26 protein-coding genes are annotated in these 25,805 nt (G+C 38.4%); 14 read left to right on the top strand and 12 right to left on the bottom strand.

Translation table 11 applies throughout. From position 1 onward, the window contains the following. Positions 1 to 17: 17 nt before the first annotated feature. Positions 18 to 1,025, top strand: a complete 1,008-nt coding sequence (locus PGH07_RS00480; protein WP_289411925.1) for a hypothetical protein — start codon at positions 18 to 20, stop codon at positions 1,023 to 1,025. A 36-nt stretch (positions 1,026 to 1,061) separates the two neighbouring features. Here PGH07_RS00480 and PGH07_RS00475 read toward each other — a convergent pair whose 3' ends face one another. The 8 genes from PGH07_RS00475 to PGH07_RS00440 all read right to left on the bottom strand — a co-directional run bounded on the left by PGH07_RS00475 (position 1,062) and on the right by PGH07_RS00440 (position 9,454). After that, positions 1,062 to 1,814 (bottom strand): peptidoglycan-binding protein, encoded by a 753-nt coding sequence (locus PGH07_RS00475; RefSeq protein WP_289411924.1) that lies wholly within the window; start codon positions 1,812 to 1,814, stop codon positions 1,062 to 1,064. A gap of 48 nt (positions 1,815 to 1,862) precedes the next feature. After that, positions 1,863 to 2,945 (bottom strand): epoxyqueuosine reductase QueH, encoded by a 1,083-nt coding sequence (locus PGH07_RS00470; protein ID WP_289411923.1) that lies wholly within the window; start codon positions 2,943 to 2,945, stop codon positions 1,863 to 1,865. A 67-nt stretch (positions 2,946 to 3,012) separates the two neighbouring features. Next, the gene (gene lpxB, locus PGH07_RS00465; RefSeq protein ID WP_289413060.1) at positions 3,013 to 4,059 is read right to left on the bottom strand and encodes a lipid-A-disaccharide synthase; all 1,047 of its coding nucleotides are present in this window, start codon (positions 4,057 to 4,059) and stop codon (positions 3,013 to 3,015) included. Positions 4,060 to 4,214: 155 nt separating this feature from the next. Then, on the bottom strand, positions 4,215 to 5,516 hold the full coding sequence (locus tag PGH07_RS00460; RefSeq protein WP_289411922.1) for an APC family permease: 1,302 nt from the start codon (positions 5,514 to 5,516) through the stop codon (positions 4,215 to 4,217). A gap of 131 nt (positions 5,517 to 5,647) precedes the next feature. Further along, positions 5,648 to 5,902: a nitrilase-related carbon-nitrogen hydrolase gene (locus PGH07_RS00455; RefSeq protein ID WP_289411921.1), complete on the bottom strand. Its 255-nt coding sequence runs from the start codon at positions 5,900 to 5,902 to the stop codon at positions 5,648 to 5,650. Positions 5,903 to 6,015: 113 nt separating this feature from the next. Next, positions 6,016 to 7,221: a methionine adenosyltransferase gene (gene metK / locus PGH07_RS00450; protein WP_289411920.1), complete on the bottom strand. Its 1,206-nt coding sequence runs from the start codon at positions 7,219 to 7,221 to the stop codon at positions 6,016 to 6,018. A 74-nt stretch (positions 7,222 to 7,295) separates the two neighbouring features. Continuing rightward, positions 7,296 to 8,003, bottom strand: coding sequence for an SIMPL domain-containing protein (locus PGH07_RS00445; RefSeq protein WP_289411919.1), 708 nt, complete (start codon positions 8,001 to 8,003; stop codon positions 7,296 to 7,298). 104 nt (positions 8,004 to 8,107) lie between these two features. Then, entirely contained in the window at positions 8,108 to 9,454 is a 1,347-nt protein-coding gene (locus PGH07_RS00440) for a Na+/H+ antiporter NhaC family protein (protein ID WP_289411918.1), read from the bottom strand. 50 nt (positions 9,455 to 9,504) lie between these two features. On the opposite strand from PGH07_RS00440, the gene PGH07_RS00435 reads away from it, so the two are divergent. The 7 genes from PGH07_RS00435 to PGH07_RS00405 all read left to right on the top strand — a co-directional run bounded on the left by PGH07_RS00435 (position 9,505) and on the right by PGH07_RS00405 (position 16,096). Then, positions 9,505 to 10,320 (top strand): L,D-transpeptidase family protein, encoded by an 816-nt coding sequence (locus tag PGH07_RS00435; RefSeq protein ID WP_289411917.1) that lies wholly within the window; start codon positions 9,505 to 9,507, stop codon positions 10,318 to 10,320. Further along, on the top strand, positions 10,320 to 11,516 hold the full coding sequence (locus PGH07_RS00430; RefSeq protein WP_289411916.1) for a vWA domain-containing protein: 1,197 nt from the start codon (positions 10,320 to 10,322) through the stop codon (positions 11,514 to 11,516). The genes PGH07_RS00435 and PGH07_RS00430 overlap by 1 nt, the downstream gene beginning before the upstream one ends. Positions 11,517 to 11,612: 96 nt before the next feature. Continuing rightward, complete coding sequence (pstS, locus tag PGH07_RS00425) at positions 11,613 to 12,614, top strand: phosphate ABC transporter substrate-binding protein PstS (protein WP_289411915.1); 1,002 nt, start codon at positions 11,613 to 11,615, stop codon at positions 12,612 to 12,614. A 153-nt stretch (positions 12,615 to 12,767) separates the two neighbouring features. Beyond that, positions 12,768 to 13,868, top strand: a complete 1,101-nt coding sequence (locus tag PGH07_RS00420; protein ID WP_289411914.1) for a MotA/TolQ/ExbB proton channel family protein — start codon at positions 12,768 to 12,770, stop codon at positions 13,866 to 13,868. A 6-nt stretch (positions 13,869 to 13,874) separates the two neighbouring features. Then, entirely contained in the window at positions 13,875 to 15,029 is a 1,155-nt protein-coding gene (locus tag PGH07_RS00415; protein ID WP_289411913.1) for an OmpA family protein, read from the top strand. Then, positions 15,019 to 15,192: a hypothetical protein gene (locus PGH07_RS00410; protein WP_289411912.1), complete on the top strand. Its 174-nt coding sequence runs from the start codon at positions 15,019 to 15,021 to the stop codon at positions 15,190 to 15,192. Before PGH07_RS00415 ends, PGH07_RS00410 begins: the two co-directional genes overlap by 11 nt. A 163-nt stretch (positions 15,193 to 15,355) precedes the next feature. Then, positions 15,356 to 16,096: an endonuclease/exonuclease/phosphatase family protein gene (locus PGH07_RS00405; RefSeq protein ID WP_289411911.1), complete on the top strand. Its 741-nt coding sequence runs from the start codon at positions 15,356 to 15,358 to the stop codon at positions 16,094 to 16,096. On the opposite strand, the gene PGH07_RS00400 is transcribed toward PGH07_RS00405, so the two are convergent. Continuing rightward, positions 16,087 to 17,004, bottom strand: coding sequence for a sensor domain-containing diguanylate cyclase (locus tag PGH07_RS00400; protein ID WP_289411910.1), 918 nt, complete (start codon positions 17,002 to 17,004; stop codon positions 16,087 to 16,089). The two genes, PGH07_RS00405 and PGH07_RS00400, sit on opposite strands and share 10 nt — an antisense overlap. A 191-nt stretch (positions 17,005 to 17,195) precedes the next feature. On the opposite strand from PGH07_RS00400, the gene truD reads away from it, so the two are divergent. After that, a complete protein-coding gene (truD, locus tag PGH07_RS00395; RefSeq protein ID WP_289411909.1) occupies positions 17,196 to 18,269 on the top strand; it encodes a tRNA pseudouridine(13) synthase TruD in 1,074 nt (357 codons plus the stop codon). Positions 18,270 to 18,297: 28 nt separating this feature from the next. On the opposite strand, the gene PGH07_RS00390 is transcribed toward truD, so the two are convergent. Then, a complete protein-coding gene (locus tag PGH07_RS00390) occupies positions 18,298 to 18,759 on the bottom strand; it encodes a CZB domain-containing protein (protein ID WP_289411908.1) in 462 nt (153 codons plus the stop codon). Between the two features lie 178 nt (positions 18,760 to 18,937). Next, positions 18,938 to 20,206, bottom strand: coding sequence for a UDP-N-acetylglucosamine 1-carboxyvinyltransferase (gene murA / locus PGH07_RS00385; protein WP_289411907.1), 1,269 nt, complete (start codon positions 20,204 to 20,206; stop codon positions 18,938 to 18,940). 239 nt (positions 20,207 to 20,445) lie between these two features. Between murA and PGH07_RS00380 the strand changes: the two genes are divergently transcribed. From PGH07_RS00380 to PGH07_RS00370, 3 genes are all read left to right on the top strand, one after another. Continuing rightward, positions 20,446 to 20,997: a hypothetical protein gene (locus PGH07_RS00380; RefSeq protein ID WP_289411906.1), complete on the top strand. Its 552-nt coding sequence runs from the start codon at positions 20,446 to 20,448 to the stop codon at positions 20,995 to 20,997. Positions 20,998 to 21,072: 75 nt separating this feature from the next. Further along, positions 21,073 to 21,411: a hypothetical protein gene (locus PGH07_RS00375; protein WP_289411905.1), complete on the top strand. Its 339-nt coding sequence runs from the start codon at positions 21,073 to 21,075 to the stop codon at positions 21,409 to 21,411. Between the two features lie 6 nt (positions 21,412 to 21,417). Beyond that, on the top strand, positions 21,418 to 23,454 hold the full coding sequence (locus tag PGH07_RS00370; protein WP_289411904.1) for an ATP-dependent helicase: 2,037 nt from the start codon (positions 21,418 to 21,420) through the stop codon (positions 23,452 to 23,454). A gap of 28 nt (positions 23,455 to 23,482) precedes the next feature. On the opposite strand, the gene PGH07_RS00365 is transcribed toward PGH07_RS00370, so the two are convergent. Further along, positions 23,483 to 23,701, bottom strand: a complete 219-nt coding sequence (locus PGH07_RS00365; protein WP_289411903.1) for a cold-shock protein — start codon at positions 23,699 to 23,701, stop codon at positions 23,483 to 23,485. A gap of 194 nt (positions 23,702 to 23,895) precedes the next feature. Here PGH07_RS00365 and PGH07_RS00360 point away from each other — a divergent pair, with 194 nt between their 5' ends. Both PGH07_RS00360 and PGH07_RS00355 read left to right on the top strand, forming a co-directional pair. Further along, positions 23,896 to 24,666, top strand: a complete 771-nt coding sequence (locus tag PGH07_RS00360; RefSeq protein ID WP_289411902.1) for a TatD family hydrolase — start codon at positions 23,896 to 23,898, stop codon at positions 24,664 to 24,666. Between the two features lies 1 nt (position 24,667). Then, positions 24,668 to 25,762, top strand: coding sequence for a lytic transglycosylase domain-containing protein (locus tag PGH07_RS00355; protein ID WP_289411901.1), 1,095 nt, complete (start codon positions 24,668 to 24,670; stop codon positions 25,760 to 25,762). Positions 25,763 to 25,805 lie beyond the last annotated feature (43 nt).

Genomic DNA, 25,805 nt, shown 5'->3' with positions numbered 1-25,805 from the left:
TTCTTGTAAAATGAGAAATGGTACGTATTATTTTTATACTCTTTATGCTTAGTAGCGTTACATGGGCAGAGCAGAATGCTACTGTAGAAGAAGAAACATGGACAGATACTTATCACCGTTTTTTGACCAAAAAACTTCACATTTTTTCTCATCATCTCGATGAAAAGCTTTCTACATATGATTACTTGATTGAAACCAATGCAACTACACTTTATAAAAAAGATGATACTACTGAAGATGAAACAGAACCTGCGATCAATGACTGGTTCTCCTCTTTTTTTAAAGATGAAATCTTTGATGAGGCCTATACCAAAACGTATGCTTTATGGAGAAATACGCTAAAGTATGACTATAAAGCCAAAAAATTTACACCTTCAACTTCATTCAAAGTTTCTTTAGCATTACCTAAGACGAAAAATAGACTGAATCTCTACATCGAAAGTGATAACGAAGAGACAATAGGCATGAATGATTATAGAGACGGTACAGAAGGAAGTATCGGGCTAAGGTATACGTTGCCTGCAAAAAACTATATCCATTCTTTTGTCTCTGTGGGAATACATGGATTTGACAACCCTTATCTCTTGACCCATGTGTGGGTTCCTTATAACGTAGGAAAATGGAGAAATAGGGTTAGCCAGTCCTTTAAATACTCGAATAAGTATCATTTTGAAGAGGAAACCAACTTATATTTTGACAGGTTCACCGATGATAATGCGATGTTCAGGATACATCTGGGAAGAAATACCAAACAAGAGGTTGAAGGAATGGGATACTACTCAACTATTTCCTACAATAAAACAACCAAATTCAATAAGGGATATCAAATAGGTGTTTCAACTGAAGGGCAGACAAAACCAGAAAACGAGATCACCAAGTATAGTTTGTATGGAATTTATAAACAAAATATCTATAGAAAATGGCTTTACTATGAAGTGGAACCAAGAGTAGAGTGGGAAAAACTGTATGACTTTGAAGCAAACTATCTGATACTTGTTTCACTTGAGATATTTTTTGGTCAGTAGAAAAGACCGGAAATACCGGCCTTTATAAAATATGGATTAGTGTGTAGAAAGTTGTGAGGACTGTTGTACATCAATCACTTTGTTTTGTTGTAACGCAGGTCTTCCCAGTGCTTTAAGGGAAGCAATTGACTCTTCAATATTTTTATCATTTTTTTCTTTGGCACTATTGATAAGCTGATATTCTTGTTCAAAGTCAAGTGAACCGCCATAACCCATGCCGTTATCTGCTTTGTATTGACTGATAGCATTTCTACTTCCGCTACCTAAAGCACCGTCAATGGTACCATGATAGTAACCATGAAGCTTCAATGCTGCCTGAATCTTTCTATTTTGTGTATCTCTATCACTGCTTTGAGCATTCAGATATCTGTCAAACTCAAAAAGTGTACCAAGAAAAATAAGTGTATCTTTTGCTTCAGGTTTAAGTGAAGCATTGTTGCTGATCTCATAGGCCATATTCATCTCTTTGATTGCTGCACGGGTTTCATAGGAATTGACCTGACCATCAATACGCCCTCTATAAAATCCTAGGCTGGAAAGTGATCTTTGAATCCTTTTTTCATCGGTCATTTGAGGGGCATAATACTTCTGACTTGGAGCAGAAGATTTTCTTTGCTGGGGTTGGGTAGATTGTTGTTTATTTTTATTATAGACTTCATTAGTGATAACTGAACCGACAGCACCACCAACTACACCACCGACTACGGCATCACCAAAGTCTGCATAAGCGACATTACTGACCAATAACGCACTGGAAACAAGAACTGATAACTGTTTGACTTTTTTCATCATCTTCTCCTTTTAATGACATATTTTATTTTATGCAAATAAAAGGTTTTAGTCAAGCACTATTAATGACTCCTTAACATCACTGTAAGTTTTGGATTCACAGATGATCTCCAGCTTTTTGTCCGGTATCTCTTCAACTACAAGAATCGCTCCCATATCAAAATGGGAATGTACGATCTTGGCACGTATATCCATCTCCGCATCAAAAGAAGGCGGATTGAAGATGAGTTCAGTGATATTCTTATATGCTGTGCCTGCCAAGCTGTTATAGTAATCAAGAGTAATAAAACGGACCTCATCACGGTTCATATGGTGTACTTCTTTTACACTGTATTCCATTTTACCTCTTGTATAGGTACCTTTGAGTGTTGAATACGGCAAGAAATGTGCAGGAACGACCTCTTTACGCACCCTTAAAAGGCCTGAGAGCAATCGCCAATTCAAAAAACGTTCTTTGATAATTTGATATTTTTTCCCTTGCTCTTCAAGGTCTAGACGTTTTTCATACATTTCAAGTCTGGCATCGATAGATTCCGGTTGAATCTGGTTTGAAATAGGGGTAAAGAGTTCATCTGCAAGTTTATCTTGCTGCTCACGCTGCATTGTAAGTCCGAAGATACATCCGCAATAGTCTTGGCGGTAGAGTGCATCTTCTTTTGCCATCTGGTTTTGTTCCTGTGTCCCTGAAGCTTTTCTATAATCTGGCGCATGAAACTTAAGTCCAAACTTGTTTGCCAGGGCATCACCGGCACGTTTGAGCTGTACAAGAGACTTCTTGGGACTGGTAAGCAAAGTAGAAGTAAAGTTCTCTTCCAGCATACTTACTGCTTGTTTTGCAGTTACTTCAAAACGGTTATCAAAGCAGACTGAACATCTTGCACCTTTCTCAGGTTCTTTTTCAAGTCCTCTGACCGCTTTTAGCCAGCCTTCCGTATCATACTCTCCTTCTATCAGGTCAATACCGAGCATCTTGCAGCTACGCTTTACATCGAGCAGTCTAAGACGGTATTCGCTGTATGGATGGATGTTTGGATCGTAAAAGAATCCGGTCAGCTTTTCATTTGGATAGTCTTCACGGAGTTTTTGAAGGAAATAATGGCTGTCAACCGAACAGCAAATATGTACTAACACGGATATCTCCTTAAGAGATGAGTTTTTTGTTTTGATAGTCTAATATCAGGTATCTTTATCGTCATTGTTATTCCATTATAATTTCTGCTACGTTTTTGCTGCTGCCATGTGACAAGTACTCTCTAAGTTCTTTAGCTTTTTTGGCAAATATTGTTTGGTCGGTATCTCTGTATTCTACAAGCAGGTTTTCTACCGTGACATCCTCTTGAAGCAGTTCATTGTGCAAGGTTGTACCATTAAAACGTGTAAGAATGATATTTGCCAATCCTACCTGTGTGATATTGAATAGCTTTCTACCTATAAAGTAATCGATCTTTTTAGCGATATAGGCCAGGGTAAAAGGTGTACCGATCAAAGCAGCTTCCAGTGTCGCTGTTCCCGAACAGATAAATGCGAATTCTGATCGGCTCAGCGCTTTATGGGTATCACGTACGATCTCAAACTCTCTGTTGCCATTGTAGAGTTTGGCTATCTTTTGTTTACTAAAAGAGGGCGGGATCACCAAAAGAGGGTGGATATCATTACCCAGTTTGCGTCTTACTTCAAGATAGATAGGCATGAGCTTAGTGATCTCACTTACGCGGCTACCGGGAAGAAATGCAACAACTCCTTTAACTCTTGTATCATTGCGAACTACATCGATCTCATCTAACAGAGGATGTCCCACATACTCTGCTTTCCCGCTTGGATAGTATTCGGTCTCAAACGGCAGGATCCCTAGTAGCCTGTCACAGTATTTCTCCAGCTTTTCCACACGCTTAGGACGACTTGCCCATACCTGTGGAAGGATATAGTAGATGATCTCTTTATCTGGATATTTCTCTTTCAACTTTTTTGAAAGAGGCAGGTTAAAACCTGAGGAGTCCATTAAAAGTACTTTGTCAGCATCTGCTGCCAGCTCCACCATCTCATCAGCTACTTTGAAAAACCAACGAATTTTTTTAATCGCATCTACAAATCCCATAATCGCCATTTCAGAGATATCATATAGCGGTGTACCGTGAGATATACTTTTTTCAAATATACCCATAAGCTCTACATCCTGAGTATGTTTAAGTACCTCTTTTAGATGGAGATTCGCTGATGGCTCAAGGGCTGAGACGAGTAGTTTCATAGGGAATGAATCCTGATTTTTTAGGGGTATTGTATCATAGTTTGTTGTTTGATCCATTGATACTCTTTACGATCTTCTGGTGATGATCCTTATTGAACTTATTTTATACCTTTTACATTGGCATCAATTAAGAGGAGAATGCCACGAGATGGATATTAGTACGGCTGGTTGAAAAAATGACCCCTGAAAAATTTTCCGTATCCCCATTCAAAGAGAATCGAAAATATGATAAATGAGATAAATACCCAAAGAGCTTGTGGTGTATCCTTTGAGGTATGGATCAATAGCGTCAGTAGAGAAATAAAGCTGGCTGAAGTGGAAATCAGTGTAACCATAGTACTTGCATGGATATGTTTGGAAAGTTTAAACGCACTGAGATTGATCAGGGTAAAGATCAGTAAAAAACCGGCACTCCCGATAATGGCAATCTCTCTGAGATCAATGGTGTTAGCTAATATCAAACTCAACAGTGTCGTGATCAAAACCCCTACAAACGGAATATCTTCTCTTTCATTTTCCAGCTCTTCAGGAAGCTCTCCTTCTTTGGCCAGGGTATAACTGAGTCTGGCATTTCCATAGATAGTGGCATTGATCGCAGAAAAGGTTGCTAGTAGTGCTGCTATCGTAACAATTGTGAAACCTGTCTTACCCAGAGCAGGTTCGGCAGCAACGGCAAGTGCATAATCCTTGGCTTTAAGAAGTGTATCGCTTGAAACAGTCCCCACCGTGATAATAGCAATAAGGATATAAAGTACAATAACAGAGATCACCGAGATAAAAAAAGCTTTAGGTAGATTGGATTCAGGGTTTTCGATATCTTCTGAAGCATTGGCAATTAGCTCAAATCCTTCATAAGCTACAAATATGATCATACCCGCAATAAAGATCGAAAACGGTGTTCCCCACTCCACAGGAGAAAGTCTCTCTACTTCTATATAACCGCTCCCTGAAACGATAATCAACAACAATAATATCACTTTGATAAATACTATCAAAGATTCTGATCTGCTTACAAACGAGGCACTGATCAGATTGATCGCTGTAGGTAAAACAATAGCTATACTGATGAGTAGATGCCGCAACCATGATTCAGAGGGTTGTGGGAAAAAGGTTGCACCATATGATGCAAATGCTACGGCATAGAGAGATATCGTCACCAGATAACTGAGCCATAGCAAAAGATTGAGACTACCGGAGAGAAGGTTGAAGCCAAAGGCATGGTTCACGAAAACAACTGTACCTCCACGGTTCTGATAGTGTACAGATAGTTTTGCATAGGAATATGCTGACAACACGGCTACAATACCCGCTACCAAAAATGCCACCATTGTAGCTCCATGGGCTAATGATACAGCTTCACCCAATACAGCAAAGATACCTCCGCCTACCATACCGCCAATTCCTATAGAGATAGCTCCAAGTAGTGTTATTGTTCTTCTGGAGTTTGATCTTTTCATCGTTTATTCTCCTGGTAATGGCAACATATATCACAGTTAATTTATCTATATTTTCTTTAACAACCAAATGCGTTTTTGTATTTTTTAGAAATGCAAAAGATGGGTTGTTTCACTTTATGCTTCTTTTTGAACTACATTATATTCTTCAACCGTTTTTTCAAACTGTATAAGCCGTAAAGTTCCTGGTTTAAAGAGATCTGGCTTGCAGGTCCATTCCACACCCAGTCCGGGTAACCCGGGACAAACACTTCAGGAAAAACGATAAGACGAGCACCATTCTGAGAAGCTTCTTTGATCAGCCTGCATGCTTTCTCGACAGTAGATTCACGATCAAAAAAAACAGGAACTGCCTGCACTGCAGCTACTTTGAAAATACTTTCATCCATAACTATCTCCTTTTTCATATGTAAGAGATAAGACGAAATTCGCCAACGCGTTTACTTTATTATAACACTAGTGCATAAAAAGAAACGATTTTTATCTTTGATCGTGCATGGCATCACTGTTTCAGTTTTTTAAACCAATCCAATGCATCCAACTGTTCCCATGGATATTCACTATATCCGACTTGACCTTTGGCTGCTACTTCTGCATAGAGGAAGTGTTCTTTACTTGGACGATCAAGTCCGAACTTTTCAGTGATCCATTTTGGAGTGAGGGGAAACTGAGCAGCAATCTTTATTGAAAGCTCTTCGTCTTTGATGTCAGTTAGTGCTGTATGCTGTGTATCCACTGTCACTGAGATAGGTATTGGCTCAGCGATGACGTAAGCCAGTTGAACCAGTGCTTTTTTTGCAAGACCGGCTGCAACAATATGTTTGGCGACCCATCTGGCTGCATAGAGTGCAGAGCGGTCCACTTTACTGTAATCTTTTGAGCTTTGCGAACCACCGCCTATAGGTGCATATCCGCCATAAGTATCACATACGACTTTTCTCCCTGTCAATCCGGAGTCAGCGATAGGGGAGTGGCGGACAAATCTTCCCGTGTTATTGATATAGAACACGACATGTTCTTCATCAAAATGTCCCTCTTTGAACTTTACGTTTTCGATGATCAGTTTTTTGACCAGCTGCTGAACCTCTTTTTGTGTGGTCTTTTCACTATGAGATATTGCTACGACGATCTGTGCGACCCTTATGGGATTACAATTATCAAAATTCTCTTTGCTGCCGTAGTCTATAGTCACCTGTGTTTTGAGGTCTACACCAAATGTTTCAGGGTGTTGCAGTGCATATGCATACAGTACATCCCTTATCTCTCTGGCATAGGCCAAAGCTGTCGGCATATAGTCATCACGTTCACTGGTTGCATAGCCGAACATGATCCCTTGATCACCAGCACCGATCTCTTCATCTGCCTTTTCTACACCTATGGTAATATCAGGCGATTGCTCGGAGATATAGACATGGATGTCTGCTTCATCAGGATAGAGTGTATCTCCACGCCCAAAGCCTTCTCTTTCAGGATAACCGATATTGTGAAGTGCTTTTCTGGCGATATCTTTATAAAACGCTTCACTCGTTGCAGCCGTCGTCTTTACCTCTCCACCGATGATGATATGGTTGCCGCTCAAAAAGGTTTCCGTTGCTACTTTTGACTTGGGATCACTTTGAAGAAGTGTATCTACGATAGTGTCTGCGATAATATCGGCACACTTATCAGGATGTCCTGCCGAAACGGTTTCTGAAGTAAAAAGATACATTTAGTCTCCTAAAAATTCTCACAAAATATTTTAACGTTATACATCATCAGTTTTGATCTGTAAACAAGAAAAGTTTAGTCAGTGAGATAGAAAGTAATTGAAGTTACTACTCTGACGTACTTGTCTATTTTTTTCGTATCACTGTAGTCTTCACCAACATCTCTTATAACGAAATTTCCCTGTATTGCACTTCTGATACTACCCACTTTTATCCCGGCATTTTGGGCAAATTCATTGGCAGCAACTCTGGCATTTTGGGTAGCTTCTTTCAACATATCAGGTTTGATATCATTTAAACTTGTAAATCTATATTCAGGTTCAAAATTATTGATATCTATTCCCTTTGCAATAAGTTTATTCATACTTGATCTAACCGATGAGATAAGGTCTACTTTTTTGGTTTGTATCTCAATATCGTTACTTAACTGATGTTGCTGGTCTACCAGTTTTTGATCCCTGTCTCTAAATTCTATAGGGCTATAGCTTATAACACCGATATTAATTTCTTCTTTTTTTAGCCCACTTTGAAGTAGCAGTGTTATGATATCCTCTTGTATTTTTTCAGCATCACTATATAGCTTGGAGAGATCCTCTTTATTATTGGAAGCAACCTTGAAGTTTAAACGCCAATTTACTAAATCAGCTTTCACTTTCCGTTCTGCCAGCCCCTTTACTTCTGCAGTGTTTATAGCAACTTTTGCGTTATACATTGTTTGACCGATAAAGTATCCAGAAGCAGCGATAGCTATAGATACTATGATTGAAATGAAAACATTTTTCATAAAAATTCCCCTTATTTAGCTTATAACTTCCTCTTTCTAAAACCCCATTGTAAAAGAAGAGAATATACTATTGTACTCTAATGTATTTATTTTCACTTTATCAATTATATCGTTACCCACCCGGCAATCAAAAAGGCGATACTTGCTAATCCACCGCCGAGCAGGGCATATGGCAGTTGTGTACGTACATGATCGATATGGTTGCAGTCTGCTGCCATCGATGAGATGATAGTGGTATCGGAGATAGGAGAAGCATGATCACCGAATATCCCTCCGCTGATCACTGCAGCGATCACTAAGGGGATATAAAGATCAAGCGTCGCACCCAATGCCAGCCCGATAGGCATCATGATCGAGAAAGTCCCCCAGCTCGTACCAGTAGAAAAAGCAGTGATAGAAGAGACTAAAAATATCAGTAAAGGCACGAGGATGGCAGAGATATTGCCATGTAAGAGAGTTGCAAGATATTTGGCTGTACCCAGATCACCAATCACTTTTCCGATGAGTAGTGCAAATACAAGGATGGTCGTTACCGGAAGCATATGGGCCATCCCATCAAAGAGTCCTTCAAAATATTTTTTATGTGAGATCGTTTTATTTGGTACAAAGAGCAGGTACATGAAGAGCAGGGTAGTGATAACCGCATAGTAAACCGAGGTAGAACCCGAGCCTTTGAAGATATCTCCATCACCTGTGATATAAAGGCCTACAGGTACCATTGCAACCATTACTACTACCGGCAGAACCATACCGTATAGTGAAGGTTTTATATCGTAGTGGTTTTCGGGCAGATGATAAGTTTTTGGGGTAGCATCACTCATAGGACCGATATTAATATTTAAAAATATTACAGCAAGTACGATCAGTAGTGTAAAGATAGAATAGAAGTTATAAGGGATAGAGTAGACCAGTAAAGAGATTGGATCTCCTGTAATAACATTTGATTCAATAGCCGTGATAATAAGTCCCAAAAGCAGGGCTCCCCAGGCATTGAGTGGAATCAACGAACAGATCGGTGCAGAGGTAGAATCACAGATGTAAGCCAGCTTTTCACGACTCACACCGTTCTTGTCACAAAGCGGTTTTGCTACGGTACCGGCTACTAAAGAGGTGATCGATGATTCGATAAAGATCACCACGCCGATGAAGTATGCCAGCAACATCGCACCGGTTGGTGAATCGATACGATTGGATTTTTCAGAGAGATACACTACAAAACGCTCTACAGAGCCTGAAATCGTAAGAAGCCGTATGATCGCACCGATAAAGAGCATAAAAAGCAGGGTTTTGACGATCCAGCCTTCTGCAAAAATCGCGATCACACCATCCCATAGAGCGGTGAACGCTTTGGCAGGGTTGTAACCGTTGAGTACGAGAAAACCTGCAAAGATACCGCCTAGCAGAGAAACGATTACATCTTTTGTTATAATAGCCAGAAAAATAGTCAGCAAGGGAATTGCTATTGAGATGATTCCATATTCCATACAAGGATTATAACCAAATGAAGATATTAATAACGCTAAATATTATCGGACGCCTTTTGAACAAAGTCCAAAAGACTACGTTGTCACTGAGACAACTTCAGCAGTTGGCTCATGCGACTGGTCGCATCATACTTTTTATAATTCTTTCAATAAATATTATAAATGCTGACGATATTTTTAGTAAGCAGCTGATCGTTGTGACGACTGAAAAGTGGTCGGCACCGGAAGGTAAACTACAAAGATTTGAACGTATCGATACAACGTGGGAAAAGGTAGGAAAGGCTATAGATATCAAGCTTGGAAGAAACGGTCTGGGGTGGGGAAGAGGATTGCATACTATCCCAAATAATGCCAAGATAATAAAAAAAGAGGGGGACGGCAAGTCTCCTGCAGGGATATTTGAACTAAAACAGGCATTTGGGTATGAACCCTTTCAAATTGATTATCCGTTTGAAGTCTATAAAGAGACAGATCATTGTGTCGATGATATAAATTCAAAGTATTATAATAAGATTGTAGACAGCACGAAAATAAAGATGGACTATAAAAGCTATGAGAGGATGAAATTCCCTGAAGACTACTACAAGTACGGTATCGTCGTAGACCATAACGGCATCATGCAAGGAGAAAAATCTATCAGGGGTGCTGGATCATGTATCTTTATCCATATTAAACCGATCGCAACTGCTGGATGTACAGTGATGAATGAAGAAGAGATCAAAGATATCATCAAGTGGTTGGATGCAAAGAAAAATCCTCTGCTGGTTCAGGGGACTGAAGAAATAGTGAAAGAATTAATGAAAGAATTAATGAAAAACGAGCGGATCAGATAATGACCTATCAAGAAAAACTGACCAAAGCTAAAGCCAAACTGATGCTTGAACACCCGTATTTTGGGACACTCGCTTCAGCACTCAAGATCGAGTCTGACCCTGATCAGCTGACCTTTAAAAGTGACGGTAATACGGTACGTCTGAATGAAGAGTATGTGGATAAGCTCAATGTCTCTGAAGTGGAGTTCATCCTCTCCAATGGAGCGATGCATGCAGTACTGGGGCATATGGAGAGACGCGGAGGCAGAGATAAGTGGCTCTGGCAGGAAGCTTGTGATTTTGCGGTCAATGCGATGCTGGTCAAAAACGGTTTGCAGGCACCAGGGTATGTTAATTACCAGCCTCAATTTGAAGGGATGTATGCTGAAGAGATCTACTCACAGCTTAAAGACGAGATGAAGTATGCTCCTGAGACCAATCATGAATCTAGTGGTGATGCACAAGACCAGGAGGAATCTCCCGATCACCAATCAGGCAGCAAAGATGAACCAAAAGAAGAAACGCCAAAACCAAAAAATGAAGAAGCAAAAGTAGAGTCTGTACAAGAACAGCAGCTCAGTCAAAAGGAACTAGATACACTTGCAGAAGAGCTTAAAGAGCATTTTGAGCAGATATTCAACAAATTAAAACGTCAGGATGCTTTGCCAAAAGATCTGAAGTTTGTCGTACCGGAGTATTTTTCGCACAAGGTGGACTGGCGTGAAGTACTTGCAGGATTTATCGCTTCCTATGCTAAAAGCAGTTACAGTTTTATGCCTCCGAATATGAAGTACCTTTACCGTGGTATCTATCTGCCTAGTCTGACCTCAGATCTGCTTCGTATCATTATTGCCATTGACACTTCAGGTTCTGTGGATAAAGAACTTTTGGGCATATTTTTAGGTGAAGTCGAGTCGATTATGGAAGTTTATCCTAATTTTGAGATCGATATCATCACTGCAGATACGAAGGTACATTCTCATAAGACCTATCTTCCAGGTGAACCATTGGAATACGAGATAAGTGGAGGAGGTGGAACAGACTTTCGTCCGGTTTTTGAATATATTGATCAGAATATAGATCATCCAACAGCACTGTTATTCTTTACAGACGGTCAGGGGATTTATCCTAATAATGACGTAAATTTCGATGTCATGTGGATTATGCCAGAAGTGGTCGATGTACCATTAGGAGAGGTGTTGTTACTTCAAGAATAGGACATTTTTTTAACTTAATTTAATCTTAACTTTTTGTTACCCTTCTGTTATCACTCCTAGCTACCATTTCATACTATTTATTTGAGGGAGTGATATATGAAATTATTTGAAGTTATATTAACATTGGCAGCCATCATGATCGTTGCAAATGCTTCCAGTAGTGTGGAGATTGATGCTAGGGGTGCTTCATTTCCAAAAGCTGTCTATGCAGAGTGGATCGAAGCCTATGAAGCAGAAACCGGCACACGTATTATTTATGAGCCTACCGGTTCAGGGGATGGGATCGTATCAGCGGTTCAAAGAACTGCTGACTTTTCAGGAACAGATAAACCTTTACAACCATGGAAACTGAAAAGATATGATCTAAAGATGTTCCCTGCTATTGTAGGAAGTATCGTACTCACTTATAATATTCCCGGTGTAGGGGACAATGAACTTAAACTTAGTGAAGAAGCTATCGGTGCGATCTTTTCGGGACGTGCCAAGTTTTGGGATGATCCAAGTATATCCAAACACAACAAAGGTTTAAAGTTACCGCATGAACCCATAACGGTCGTAGTACGGACAGATGGTTCAGGTACAACCTATAACTTAACCTACTATCTTAGAAAGATCGACTATAAGCATTTTAAAAAGGCTGATAAACTGTATGATTGGGAAGCGAATACAATCGGGGCTAAGGGAAGCAGCGGTGTTTCAAAACTGATTAAAGATACACCTTATTGTATAGGATATGTCGATTACTCAAATAAGAAAAAATACAATCTTCACTGTGCAACGGTAGAAAACAAAGAGGGGAAATGGGTACTCCCTTCATTACAATCTGCTACCATTGGTGCGAAATATGCGAATTTGGACAAAAAGAAGGACTTCTTTGGTGTCATTGCCTATCAGGAAGGTAAAAGCTCCTATCCGATCATTGCAACCTCGTTCATATTGTTGCCAACAGAGAATAAAGAGAAAAATAAAGAGATTATCAAGTTCTTTGATTGGGCATTCAATAACGGCGAGTACATTGCCAACAAACACGGTTTTGCGATGTTACCTGAAAAGACTATCCGTGATATCAAATCCTATTGGTCAGAGAATATACTCTAATATCAAAGTTTATACTGCACTTGCGGTATAAAACTATATTTTTTATCTATCGCATCATCTATTTAATAAACTAAAAATCACTTAATACTACTGTTTACTAATATTTACCAATATATATGTATAATCACTAAAATATTTTTTCAGGATTGATCGATGTTACAATTAGAAGAACGCCGTAAAAGTTCATGTGCTATGCAGTTTTTAGTAATACTATTCCTGCCTTTTTTACTTTTAGTGGGCTTAGGATTGGGATATATGGGAATTATCCCTTTGAAAGTAGAGTTACATACCTTAGTAATCGTTGCATTTATTTTTGTTGTATTCAGCAGTTTTATCAAGCATAATGCTAACTATTCGGCATGTCATATGCGCGGTAGTTTTAGATATATGGAAGAGGAGCTTCAATCAGCATTACATAACAATTCACTCACCATTATGGATAAGACCAAATCTACCCTCAATATCGAAGATTTCTTCAAAGAGTTTTATAAAGAGATGCTCAATGATAACTTTGCACGTGTTGCACCATCTGTCTTTCCGATGTTGGGTATTTTAGGTACGTTTATTGCGATTGCTATGTCTATGCCTGATTTCACAGTACAAGACCTTACTGCACTTGATCAGGAGATCTCTATACTGCTTTCAGGGATCGGTACAGCTTTCTATGCATCTATTTACGGTATTTTCCTTTCACTTCTTTGGATGTATTTTGAAAAAAGAGGCAACGCTAAAGTCGATAAGAATATCTTTGATCTTGAAAAGCTCTATGATGGACGTGTATGGAAAGAGAGTGAACTGATCAAGCACCGACATATGCAAAGTGAACTCAAAGACCAGGAGCTTATCAAGACACTGCATGAAACATTCAACATGAACTTTATCAAAGATTTGAATGAGCAATATCTCAGAAATTTTACAAAAGTGCTTGAAGAGACCAGTAAAAACTTCACTGAAGTGACTACACATATGCTGAGTGCTTCAGAACACCTCAATACTACTTTGGAAAAGATACGTATACAAAAGGAAAGTATCAATGCAGAATCGGTAATGAAGTCAAACATTGAAGCTTTTAATGAAACTGCACAGAACCTTCAAAAATCACTTGAACTCTTTGACGGTACTGTTGACCATACTTTTGAAAAAATAGACAGTGAAATGGGTAAAGCAATTGAAAAACTATCTACTTTCGGACAGGCGATCAGTGAACAAAATCAACTCATTTTGAAAAAAATGCCAATCGAAGATAAGGAGTAAAAAGCGGTGTTTAGAAAAAAAGCGACAGATGAGGGATCTAACTTCTGGATATCCTATGCCGACCTTATGGCAGGTTTGCTCTTTGTCTTTATACTGCTTATAGGTGCGATCGTCTCAAAATCTATGATTTTAAAAAGCAACCTTCATGACAAAGAAGAGAAACTCAGCCAAGTTTCTAAGAACCTTGAAGATAAAGAGGGAAAACTTGAAGATATTAAGGTAGTGCTTGCAAAATACGAGTCTATTTTGGATGAAAAAGAAGCACTCCTGTCTCATAATAAGAAGATATTGGATAAACAGCAAAATCAAATCATTACACAAGAGCAAAAACTCCAGTTAAGTGCAGAAGAGATCAAGAAACTCAATCAAATGCTGCTTGAAGCCAATACACTAAGAGACAGTCTCAATGATAAAGTAATTATCGTTCAAAATCTCTTGGCCCAAAAAGAAGATGATATTCAAAAACAAAGTAAACGTCTGGAAGAGTATGAAGGAAAAGTGTTGATACTTTCCAATCAACTGACTCAAGCTGATAAAAATGCTACACAAAAAGATGAAAAGATCTTGGCACTCTTAAATGCTTTAGATGAAAAAGAGACAAATTATGATGCACTTGTGGCAAAACTTCAGGAGCAAAAAGCAAGGATCAAATCCCTTACTGGTTTAAAGATCAAAGTGATTGCTGCGCTTAAAGAGGAGTTGGGTGATAAAGTAAATATCGACAAGAACAGTGGATCATTGAAATTAGCATCCAATATACTGTTTGACAGGGGTAGTTATACTCTAAAAAAAGAGGCTGAAGCTGAACTTAAAAAAGCATTTGAAGAGTATGTAGGGACTCTTGTGACAAGTCCAAAGATAAAGCCTTATCTGGATAAAGTGATTATCGAGGGACATACCGATAGCGACGGTGGATACCTATATAACCTTGACCTTTCCCAAAAACGTGCATTTGCTGTCATGAATTTTTTGCTAACACTTGATTTTGCAGAAAAGTATAATGTAAAACCATTGATGATCGCCTCAGGCCGTGCATACCTTGATCCAATAGTAATAGACGGTAAAGAGGATAAAGAAGCTTCAAGACGTATAGAGATCAAGTTCAGACTAAAAAACCAGGATGCTATGGAAGAAATAGAGAAGGTGTTGGATGCACAGTAAGTTTCACATAGAGAGTTTTGAGCCAGTAGCAATAGAGAAGGCCCAAAAAGTGTTGGACCAACATCTTAAAGAGACGCTTGATTTTCAAGATTATTTTGAAGTAAAGAAAAAAAATTTTAAGAAAAAAAGCTTCTTGGAGAAGCTTCTGGGATGGTTTAAATAGATCGTTTCTATACGTATAAGTAAAGAAAGCAGATTTAGGTACAATAAGAAAAGGAAGAGCTGATATAAAGAGTATTGGCTTGGCAGTGCTTATAGTTGGTTTTGGACTAATCTAAGATCATAAAACTCAAACAATAGCAAAGAATGTCTCTGGGTGTTATAACATGTTTATACCTTCTCAACTTCATCATCGATCCTGTGAGATAGAGTGCCAAACTGCACTTCCCGATACTTTCGGGGTATTATGCTGGAATGTCTATAAACAGAATAAAAAACATTTTCATTTCAAGCATTATCTGCATACACTGCATCAAGAAAAATCAATAGATATCTGTATTATGCAAGAGGCTGCGTTTAGTGACCAGGAAAGGTTTGCACTTGAACACTGTACCTATGATGCAGCAGCGAATATTGAAGTGAACGGAGGTTTTTATGGTGTACTCACAGCAAGTCTTGTTGCTTCCCGATGTGCCAATGCCTATCTCTCTGAGGGTAGAGAGAGCCTGTTTGGTCCACATAAAAGTCTTCTTGTCAGTTATTATCCCTTAAGTGATGGAAGGGAATTATTGATACTGAATGTACATGCGATCAATTTTCGTGAAAGCAGACATTATGATAGAGAGCTTGAACATTTTCTTTTGAGAGTCAAAGACCATAAAGGGCCCATGATCATTGCAGGGGACTTCAATACGTGGAATAAGTTACGTATGCAAAAACTTTACTTATTGTGTAAGGGATTGGGATTGCAGAGAGTACCTTTTAGTCAAGATGATAAAATAAAATCATTTATGGGGCACCATCTAGATTTTATTTTTTTTAGAGATTTAAAGCTTTTAGAGTATGAAGTCATAGAAGAAGATACGATCTCCGATCACAACCCTTTAGTGGCGCGCTTTCAACTCTGAGAATAGTATATTTTATTTTTGCCCTCTTTTTTTGCATGCTTTAACAGTTGTTGCGTATTTCTATAAATCATATCGGCACTCTCATTTTGGTCCGGTTTTAAAATACTGACGCCCATGGAAACAGTCAAACCAAGCATTTCTGAAGAGTTTGAATGTTCTATTCTCAGTGATTCAATGCACTGTCGAATCTTTTCACATAAATATTCGACATCTTTGTATTTTGTAACATTAAACAACATCGCAAAGGTATCTTTATCAAGCCGAAACGTATAATCATTAGGTCGTTTAAAAGAGTTTTTTAATGACTTGGCAATCTTTTTTAACGCCTCATCACCTGCATTCCCACCGTGTGTTTCGTTGTACTCTTTAAAGTTGTCGATATTGATTAAACCAAAAGAAAGTATCTGGTCATTTCTTTTCGAGATATTGATCACTTTAGGAAAAACTTCATCAAAATAGATTTTACTATGCAGTTCAGTGACCCAGTCAGTAATACTTATCTGTTCAATGATCTGTTTACTTTCCGAGAGTGATACTTCACATTGCTTTTGTTCAGTAAGATCACGATAGGAGATAGAAATAGCTTTCACTTGATTTTGTGTATTACGTAAAGCCGTATATCGTACACGCATAAATTTGAAACCTTTTTCCTGAAACTTAATCCAGCCTTCATAGGATACTTCTTTGCCTATATAACAATCATTGAGTTGCTGTTTTAGCTTATTGTTAAAAGTATCTGCCCCAATGGTATCTTGAAGATGAGTATTCTTGATCTCTTCTCTATGCTTCTGATGCGCACTTAGATAGGCTTCATTTGCGAAAATATAGTGATATTTAGTATCGATTACCGCAATTTGTTCATCTGAAGCATCCAATATCTGATAACATAATGCTAACTCTTCTTCCAACTTGTTCTCCCTTTAGTTCCCTTGCATTGCCGAGAGTTCTCTCAACCCAACTTAAAACCATTACATGTAATATAACATAATTTCATTTTATATAACAAAGTATTTTATGAAAAGTAGTGTGTATACAGAGATAAAAACGGGTTGTGAGGAAGGTTAGGTTATCATTTCGTATATTTACCAAAAAGAGTAGCATGAAACTTATATATCCGCTTAATATTCAAAATGAATTTGTATTCAACTCATCACCAAGAGACTTTACTGTAGAAGAGATTCCATTGTACGAGTTTACAGGAGAAGGAGAACACCTTATACTGAAAGTTCGAAAAAAAGAACTGACCACCTGGGAGATGATAGATATCATATCCGGTTATGTTGGGATCAAACGTAAAGAGATCGGATATGCTGGTCTTAAAGATAAACATGCGATGACGATCCAGTCCATCTCTTTACCTGCAAAATTTGAAGAGAAGATCGCTGCTTTTGAACATCCCCAGATCAAAATTCTTGAGGTAACAAAGCACAACAACAAGATCAGGGTAGGGCATCTTAAGGGGAACCGTTTCCAGATACGTCTAAAAAAGGTATTGGGATTGCAAAAAGATAAATTGGATTCAGGTCTAAAGTGGATCAAGGCAAATGGTGTACCGAATTATTTTGGAAATCAACGTTTCGGTACAGACGGTACCAACTGGATCGACGGAAAAAAGATCCTCGAAGGTACACTTAAGATCAGAGACAAAAAAACACATGAATTTTTGATCGGTTCATACCAATCATATCTTTTTAACCAGTGGCTCTCTAAACGTATGGAGCTGAACCTTATGCTTGAAAAGTTCTCTGAAGAGGAGACAGAAACCTTTATGAGCCTTCCTCAAGGATCTTTAAAAGGAAGCAAGAAACAGCCACAGTTCTATAAACTGCTTCAAGGGGATTTAATGATGCATTATCCTTATGGACGGCTTTTTGAAGTAGAGGATATACAAGAAGAGGCAGAACGTTTTATGAGCAAAGATATTGCTCCGACAGGTCTGGTTCCCGGTAGTAAGACAAAAAGGGCTTCAGGTGTTGCCAGAATGATTGAATCGCAATTTGATGAAGAGATGAAACTTTATGGTGCCAGAAGGTATGCATGGATACAAGTGAGTGAGATCAAAGGAAAATATGTCGAAGAGAAGGCACATTATGAGTTGAGTTTTACACTTCCCAAAGGATCTTATGCTACGAATGTGCTTGATGTATTGCGAGGCAGCGCTTTAGAATACTAAAGTTGCCTCTTTAGATTAGTTGAGACGATTAGAGTGCTTCAAACTCTTTTTCAGAGATTGCTACGATTCTTCTTTCCATGCGATTGATCTCGGCAACCAATTTTTTTGAAACTTCTTCCATATTGTTAAAGTACTCTTTTGCAAGTGTTTTAGCTTCATCTGTGATTTTCTTCTTTTTCCCGAAAATTTTCTCGAAAAAACCTTTAGACTCTGTTTCATAGTAGATCTTATAGATATTGAGATAAATATCATGCAAATCAAAGTGAAGTTGCTCAATGGAACTCATACACTCCATAGGGTTATTTTGCATTGCGTTTAGTTTTTGGGCATCTGAATAGAACCATTTTCCAAACTGGCACTGAGTAGAGTTTACAGGTATTGAACTCTCATCAACTTGAAATCCTGAGATAAGTAACTTTGCACGTTGTACCCAGTTAATATGTGCTGCTTTTGCTGCACGAAGTTGTTCTAAAACTTCATTTTTTTGCATTTTTTTCATTCCTTAAATATAAAAACTTGTTATATGATATTATCAATTAACTTAAAAGTATGTACTAATTTTTTCTAAAAGAATATGAAGTGCATGAAGTGTGTAAAAAGAGACAAAAATTATCTTAAATAGATATAAAAAGTTTTTTAAAGAATATTAAGAAAAGCAAAACGGTAGACTAGTTTTGCTCTTTTTTTCTTGTAATATCTGCTCCTAAAGCAGAAAGCTTTCCTTCAAGATTATCATATCCCCTGTCGAGGTGGTAGATACGGTGCACATTTGTTGTACCTTCAGCCACAAGTCCTGCAAGTACGAGTGCAGAGCTCGCTCTTAGGTCTGTTGCCATTACATCAGCTCCGTTAAGGCGCTCTACACCTTTTACTGCCGCGATATTACCTTTAAGCCAGATATCCGCGCCTAAACGGTTTAACTCACTTACATGCATAAATCGGTTTTCAAAGAGACGCTCTTCAATGATGCTTTCACCTTTTGCAAATACCGTTACAGCCATAAACTGTGCTTGCATATCAGTAGGGAAGCCAGGATACTCCAAAGTTGTTAGGTTCACCGGTTTTAATACTTCAGCAGGATGGATAGTGATCTGATCATCTTGCACATCAAAAGTACATCCCATGGATTCAAGTTTATCAATAGAGGTTCTGATATGTCCAGGATTGACCTTATTGAGTGTAATGCTGGAATATGTGATCGCTGCTGCACATAGATAGGTCCCGGCCTCGATACGGTCAGGTATTATCTCAGTCTCTTCAAACTCAAGCAATTTACCGCCGGTTCCTTCAATGATCAGTTCATCACTTCCAATACCCTCAATTTTGACTCCTGCCCTGGAGATCATTTCACAAAGTTGCTCAATCTCAGGTTCTCTTGCAGCATTGACGATCGTTGTAGTCCCGTGTGCCAAAGCAGCAGCCATAACGATATTTTCTGTACCACCAACAGTGATCTTGTCAAAAATGATCTTAGCACCTTTCAATCCATTTGGTGCTTCTGCATGTACATATCCACCTCTGATCTCAATGTGGGCACCCATCGCTTCAAGGGCTTTCAGGTGTAAATCTATAGGACGTTGCCCGATAGCACATCCTCCGGGTAAAGACACATCACATTCTCCAAAACGTGCTAAAAGAGGGCCAAGTACTAAAATTGATGCTCTCATTTTTGAGACAATTTCATAGACTGCTTTTGTTGAAGAGATCGAACCGTTATTGATTTTAGCCACATTATCATGATACTCAACAGTCCCGCCCAGCATTGTGAGGAGTTTAAGTAGAGTTCTTATATCTACCACATTAGGTAAATTTGTTAGTGTTACTTCTTTTTCACTGAGAATTGTAGCTGCAATAATCGGTAAAGCCGCATTTTTAGCTCCGCTAATAGTGACTTCCCCTGACAGTTTTTTCCCACCTTTGATTTCCAAATAATCCATAATTTATCTTCCATTTAAATTTATGTTATCTTAGCCAAAATTAGGTTAAATCCTACTCAAGACATATCAAATATAAAGTATACATATTAAATAATATATAATTGATGATAATTATTTTTGAAAAAATTAATATTTATAACTATAATTTAATCTCCGTATTAACTAATATGAGATAAGATATTAGTTAATATATGGGACTGGGGAAAGTACAAGCAAGATATTTCCATGGGAGGGAATAAATGTCAAACAGTTTGGACAGACTTAAAGCATTAAGCAATAAGTTGGAAGAAAAAAATCGTGAAAAAAATACTGCTGTTGATGTCAAGCACGATACTGTTGAAACCAGTAAGAAAGCTACAGAAAAAAAAGATACTGCAACACCAGTACAGACCATTGCCAATGACTCCGTACGTGAAGAAAATATCATACGTCTTAAAGCGCTGTATAATATGTTGGGAATTTTTGAAAAGTCACCCGACTTTGATAAGATCTTTGTCTATAAAGCAATGAATTTGAGTGGTATTGGACTTAAAGAAGAAGACTTTGGTGAGGTGCGTGAAGGAAAATATATCCAGATTATTGCTATTACCTATGAGCCTGATAAAAACGGGAAGAAAAAAGCAAAGAATATCTCTCTTGGGTATTTCGGTAAAGCTGAAGCATTGGAAGCTGATAGAAAAAATAATATTATAGAGTTCGTCTTAAGATGGAGATATGAAAAAGCATTCCAAAACGTAGAGCATTATAAGTACCTAATTGCCAAAGTAAAGTCTTCAGATACACTATTCTAATGCAAAACAAGGCGTTTTTATAATTTAAAATTTGTTACAATCCGTTTCTTAAAAACTGAAAGGATTCATACAAAAATGCATTTAGATTTGACGCCTGAAGCACTACTGGGACAACTAGGTTATTCCCAAAATGAACACACTATAGACCAGATCAATAAGATTATTGCGAATACCGGTAATTTTGAACATATTTCGAAACATTTGATCACTTTTAATGATGCGCTTGCTGTAGAAAAAGGCTATGTTGCTATGTCGAATTCAAAAGACTATTTTAAAATCAAGTGTGATGAAGATCCGAGTGCTGACAATCTCTCTGCATTTACAGATATGGTAGAACATTGGGCAGATAAACATAGTATTGAACTTGAAAAAGTAGAGGATAAACATACTTATTATATTCTTGGTCACAAGTAATATTAGATGCCATTTAGTACACTCAATGATGAGCAGCTCAGTGCTGCAACTGCACCGCTGGGACACAACCTCATCATTGCATCCGCAGGAACAGGAAAAACATCTACTATTGTAGGAAGAATCGGACATCTTCTTAAATCGGATATAGATCCGTCAAAAATACTCCTTTTAACTTTTACCAATAAAGCAGCGGGGGAAATGCTTTCACGCCTTGAGCAATACTTTCCCAAAAGTGTTGTATCCAAAGTTGAATCCGGTACATTTCATGCTGTAAGTTACAGGTGGCTTAAAACGTTATATCCCAACTTAGCGCTAAAACAGCCGGGTGAACTTAAGACACTTTTTAGAAGTATCTATGAGAAGCGTAATTTTGCCCGTATGAATATCTCTACACAGCCGTTTTCTGCAAGCTACCTTTATGAGATGTACAGTCTTTATCAAAATGCATCTTTGGAAAGTTTTGATACATGGTTTTTGGAAAAATATCCGGAACATGAAACACTTATGGATGCTTATGTAGATATCACTGAGGAGTTTGAAAGAGAAAAAATTGAGTATGGTTTTGCCTCCTTTAACGATCTTCTTCTAAGGATGCGGGAACACCTTAAGACCAATAACCTTGGTTTTGAGGAGGTACTTGTAGATGAATATCAGGATACCAACACCCTGCAAAGTGCACTCATCGATGAACTTAAACCAAAATCACTCTTCTGTGTAGGCGATTACGATCAGAGTATTTATGCCTTTAACGGTGCAAATATTGAAAATATCGCGACATTTTCCAAACGTTATAAAGACTCACAGGTTTATACACTTAAAACCAACTACCGTTCTACTGCGCCTATCCTTTCACTGGCAAACCGTGTGATAGAACGAAATGAGCGTATCTATCCTAAAAAACTTGAAGTAGGGCGGAAAGGTAAAACACATCCGCCTAGATTGTTGATGTACAATGATCTTTTTGAACAGTACCAGTCTATTGCGCACTCTATCAAGACAACACATGTTCCTAATAACCAGATCGCGGTTATCTTTCGTAATAACTCCAGTGCAGACGGGATAGAAGCAAGTCTTCGTGAGTATGGTATTACTTGTAAAAGAAAAGGTGGCACAAGTTTCTTTGAGACCAAAGAGGTAAAGTTTCTGCTGGATCTTCTCTCCTTACAGCTAAACCCAAAAGATATGATGGCATTTATCCATATCTTTGAGTATGCTGCAGGTGTAGGTTCTGCACTTTCCAAAGAAATATTTCAATGTTTCATACATTTTGGACATGGCAGTCTTATGCAGGGTGTTTTACATCCAAGGATATTTGAGCTGCCAAATTTCAAACCCAACAAAAATGTACAATTGGGTCTTTTTGATGATGACCTTGAGATAGGAAGTGCTGCTAGATTCACTCATTTGGGCTTGGATAAAGAGATTATGGCACACCCTTTGCTCAAGCATCCAAAACTCACTCAAGAAGGGGTTAAGTTCTTTCAGGAGTTTTACCGTTATATCCTCGCTGTTGAAGCGATGGATAATCCTGCGCAGATACTCAGTACTGCAATGCGTTCAAAGCTCTATGAAAAGGTCGTTGATATTCTTTCTAACCAAAGAGCAAGACTTAAGTCCGGTGAGGTAGACCCTGACAAAAAGACGCAGGCTAAAGAACGCATCGAACGTAAGGCAAGACTGCTTTGGGAACTGGGTAGACAATATAAGGAACTGAGCCGCTTTGTGAATGCTATGATACTAGGCGGTAATGAGCTTAGTGAAGGGGATGGCGTTAATCTTCTCACTGTTCATGCTAGTAAAGGACTGGAATTCCCTGAAGTATATGTCGTTGACCTGGTAGACGGCCGTTTCCCCAACAGAAAAATGATGAGTTCTATAGAAGAGGAGCGAAGACTTTTCTATGTGGCGGTAACGCGTGCTAAAGATAAACTTTATCTCTCTTTGGCAAAATATGACAAAATGAAAAAAATTGATTATAAACCTTCTCAGTTCTTACATGAAGCGGGTCTGATAAAAGGGGAGTTTGTGGAGGAGAAGAAATAGTCCGACCGGGTAAACCGGTCTAAACCTCTTATAGAGGAGTTACATTTTCTGCCTGAGGACCTTTTTGTCCTTGACCGATCTCAAAAGTAACTGCTTGTCCTTCTTGAAGTGATACACGACCACCGCTTGTGTTATTAACTTGACGGAAGTGTACGAATACATCAGGACCTCCGTTCTCTTGTGCTATGAATCCATAACCTTTTTCATCGTTAAACCATTTTACTGTACCTTTGACTAATTCTGCCATAGTGTAATTCCTTTTATTTATATATGAATCAAAACAGGTGGAGTCTTTCGGGGTCTAGCATAGTCTAACGTAACACATAAACACGAAAAATGATCTCTATCCTCATCTTTCATCAATAGACATTGTAGCTACTTTTCCTTTCGCTAACGTTATTTTGATACAATTATAAGTAAATTTAACCCTATGGAGCATTTATGATCATTGACACACATTGTCATCTGGATGATGAACGATACAATAAAGACCTGGATATTGTGCTTGCCAATGCTAAGTCTAAGGGTGTAGAAAAGTTTATTATCCCCGGTGCAGATCCTAAAAGTCTTCCTAGGGCAGTGGAGATAGCGGAAAAGTATGATGATGTCTATTTTGCCGTTGGTGTGCATCCTTATGATGCAGCTGAGTATGACAGGGCTGTTTTAGAACCGTATGTTCATCATCCAAAATGTGTAGCAATAGGTGAATGTGGATTGGATTATTATCGGCTACCTGAGTCTGAGGAAGAGATAGTAGCTGAAAAAAAACTGCAAAAAGAGGTCTTTATCGATCAGATTGAATGGGCTAAAGAACTTGATAAACCTCTCATCGTACATATCCGTGAGGCTAATGCTGACTCCTTGGAACTTCTTGAAAAATATGCAGGTGACAGGGGAGGAGTACTACACTGTTACAATGCGGATGAGCAGTTACTTAAACTTGCAAAGAATAACTTCTATTACGGTATCGGAGGAGTGCTTACATTCAAAAATGCACGCAAACTAATCAATGTCTATCCTAAAATTCCAACGGATAGACTCCTTATCGAAACGGATGCACCTTATCTTACGCCGCATCCGCACCGGGGTGAGAGAAACGAGCCTTCTTATACTACACTGGTTGCCGATAAGATGTCAGAACTCTCAGGTATTTCTAGAAAAGAGATAGAAAAGCTCACTACTGATAATAGTTTAAGGCTCTTTTCTTTGTAATATGAAAAGAGCAGTACTTTTTCTTGTCTACTTCTTGTTCGCTACTCTATCTCTATATGCTGCAACAATCCCGGACAAATACCCTTCTTATGCTTACGTTCTTTCAGAGTTTGATATTGATGAATTTTATGCATATGACCGGGACTTTGAAAGCTATGTACAGGATCATGATACTCAATTCAGACAACTCTATACTCAATCGGTTAAAAGGGGAGAGTTTTTGATACCAATGGTGCAAAGACAGCTTGTCGAAGCAGAAATGTCTGATCTTTTAGCGTACCTGCCTATGATAGAATCAGGATTTCATACTGATATACAATCTCCCAAAAAAGCAAAAGGTTTATGGCAGTTTATACCCTCGACTGCCAAAGAATACAACCTTACAGTCTGTTATAGTTATGATGAGAGATGTGATCCTGTCAATGCAACAACGGCTGCGATACTTCATCTACAAAGTCTTTATAGGAAATTCGGAAAATGGTACCTGGCTGTCATGGCCTATAACTGTGGAGAGGGAAGAGTTACCCGTGCTATCAAAAAAGCAGGTTCTGATGAACTGTCTGTGTTGATAGATGACAGGGCCAAATATCTCCCTAAAGAGACAAGAGAATATATCAAACGTTTTCTTTTGGTCGCTATGATCGGTGAGAATGAATCAATCGATTTTGGAACATTTGGATCAGGACAGCAGCAAGGAGTTGTACAGGTAGAGGTAAATGGAGGTAGTGATCTTAAGGATATCGCATTACTGTTGAACATGGAACCGACACAGCTGATAGAGCTGAACAGTCATTATAAGAATGAGATATTGCCACGTGATTCAGAACGCTACAAGATCACGATTCCCTACGAAAAGCTGATACTTTTTTATCTCAATTATCATGCTGTTACAAATGTCAATAAACCTAAAGATCATTTTATCTCACACTTTATCAGTGCAGGTGAAACATTGAAGATCATTGCCGAGAAATATCATACGAGTGTTTCCGAGATCAAACTGGCGAATAAACTGAAGAACACAAATTTGTCACAAGATAGCCTATTGATCATTCCTGTTACAAAAGAACAGTTCGAATCCACGGTAAGCCATCATTGATCCGAAACCTACTTTTTATAAAGTGAAAAGCTTAGATAAAGTC

The sequence above is a fragment of the Sulfurovum zhangzhouensis genome (genome assembly GCF_030347965.1).
Classification (GTDB): domain Bacteria; phylum Campylobacterota; class Campylobacteria; order Campylobacterales; family Sulfurovaceae; genus Sulfurovum; species Sulfurovum zhangzhouensis.
The sequence above is the reverse complement of the archived record's forward strand: the minus strand, read 5'-3'. Positions and strand labels throughout refer to the sequence as shown.